The organism is Bacillus sp. AP50, from assembly GCF_040492675.1.
GTDB classification, from domain to species: Bacteria; Bacillota; Bacilli; order Bacillales; family Bacillaceae_G; genus Bacillus_A; species Bacillus_A cereus.
Window position 1 is genome coordinate 1 of the sequence record NZ_JBEUTW010000491.1, and the last position, 2,080, is coordinate 2,080.

Here is a 2,080-nt window from a genome sequence, read left to right on the forward strand (position 1 = left end):
GTATTGCAAAATATTATATAGCAAACTATAATGAATTCAAGAATAGTTGATACTTAAATTAAATATTCAGAAAATTCAATTAGTTAAAATTGGAAAATGAGATAAGGAAACTTGAATGGGGGTTATATTATGGCGAATAAAGTACCGTTTTCGTTCATAGTAGTTATTGGATTAATGTTATTTGCACTATTTTTTGGAGCGGGAAATTTAATTTTTCCAGCGATGCTTGGTCAATCAGCTGGAGAGAATGTATGGATTGCTAACGCTGGATTTTTAGTAACTGGTGTTGGATTACCATTACTAGGTGTACTAGCATTTGGTTTTTCAGGTAAAGATGATTTGCAGTCGTTAGCTAGTCGTGCTCACCCAGTGTTTGGGATTGTGTTTACAACAGTTTTATACTTAGCGATTGGTCCGTTATTTGCAATACCAAGAACAGGAAATGTTTCTTATGAAATTGGTCTTAAGCCGTTTATGCCAGAAGGAGTAGGTTCTACACCTTTAATTCTTTTCACAATTATATTCTTTAGTATCACTTGTTTTTTTTCGCTAAATCCCGCGAAAATTGTCGATATTGTTGGAAAAATCTTAACGCCAATTAAGTTGACTTTCATCGGTATTTTAGTAATCGTTGCTTTTATACATCCGATTGGAGATATGCAAGCACCAGTGGAAGCTTATACATCACATGCATTCTTTAAAGGATTCCAAGAAGGATACTTAACGATGGATACGCTAGCATCATTTGTATTCGGGATTATCATTATCAATGCTATTAAAGAAAAAGGTGCGAAAACGAAAACACAAATTATGGTCGTTTGTGCAAAAGCGACAATTATTGCAGCATCTATTTTAGCAATTATCTATACAGCACTTTCTTATATGGGTGCTTCAAGTGTTGCAAAGCTTGGACATTTAGAGAACGGCGGAGAAGTATTAGCGAAAGTTTCTAACTACTATTTCGGATCATATGGCGGAGTATTATTAGGATTAATGATTACAGTAGCTTGTTTAACAACTAGTGTGGGACTTGTATCAGCATGTTCTTCATTCTTCCATAAGTTATTCCCAAATGTTCCTTACAAAGCAATTGCAATTACGCTATGTGTATTTAGTGCAATTGTTGCAAACGTAGGATTAACACAATTGATCGCAGTTTCTGTTCCAGTATTAACAGCAATTTATCCACTAGCAATCGTATTGATTTTCTTAACATTCTTCCATTCATTATTTAAAGGAAAAGCTGAAGTTTATCAAGTAAGCTTAATCGTAACATTTATCATCAGCTTATTTGATGGATTAAGTGCAGCTGGAGTTAACATTGAAGTAGTAAGCCAAGTGTTCACTAAATTCCTTCCGATGCAGGAAGTAGGATTAGGCTGGATCTTCCCAGCGATTATCGGTGGATTTATCGGATATGGCATTAGCATTTTAAAAGTGAAAAACCAAGTTCAACCAGCAACTAGAGCGGATAAGAAAATAGGTTAAATAAAAAAAGTTATAGACTTGTTTCTATAGCTTTTTTTGTTACTATTAATAATGAGAAAAAATAAAGTAGTAGGGGAAATAAAATGAAAAAAACAATTGATCATATCGGAATCGCAGTTCGAGATATAGATAGTACGATACGTTTTTATGAAAATGTGTTACTAGGAACTTTAATAGATCGTTACGTAAGTGAAGCTCCTGGTGTGGAAAGTGAAGTAGCCATTCTTGAAGTGGCTGGAGATAGAATTGAATTACTTGCACCGACGAATAATACGACATCTCCAATTGCCCGTTTTATTAAACAAAAAGGTAAAGGTGTTCATCACGTTGCGTATCGTGTCGATGATTTAGATGTGGCTCTAGAAGAGTTAAAAGAACAAGGTATTCGGACATTAGAGCATACACTACGCATTAATAAGCATGGTAGAAGGTTAATTTATCTTAACCCAGCGGATACAGAAGGAACGATTATCGAGTATTGTGATTATCCGGAAGAGAAATAGAAGAGGGATATTTTTTTAAAGGTGTTACGCAATAACGTAACACCTTTTTATTTATGTATTTCACATTTTCTTCACAAATGATTCACGAT

2 protein-coding genes are annotated in these 2,080 nt (G+C 34.3%); both read left to right on the forward strand.

The genetic code is table 11. The features are described 5' to 3' along the window. Nucleotides 1-129: 129 nt before the first annotated feature. Nucleotides 130-1,488, forward strand: coding sequence for a branched-chain amino acid transport system II carrier protein (brnQ, locus tag ABWK52_RS25265; protein WP_001284781.1), 1,359 nt, complete (start codon nucleotides 130-132; stop codon nucleotides 1,486-1,488). Nucleotides 1,489-1,571: 83 nt separating this feature from the next. Next, nucleotides 1,572-1,991 carry a VOC family protein gene (locus tag ABWK52_RS25270; RefSeq protein ID WP_000750846.1) on the forward strand — a complete coding sequence of 140 codons (420 nt, stop codon included), beginning with the start codon at nucleotides 1,572-1,574 and terminating at the stop codon, nucleotides 1,989-1,991. Nucleotides 1,992-2,080 lie beyond the last annotated feature (89 nt).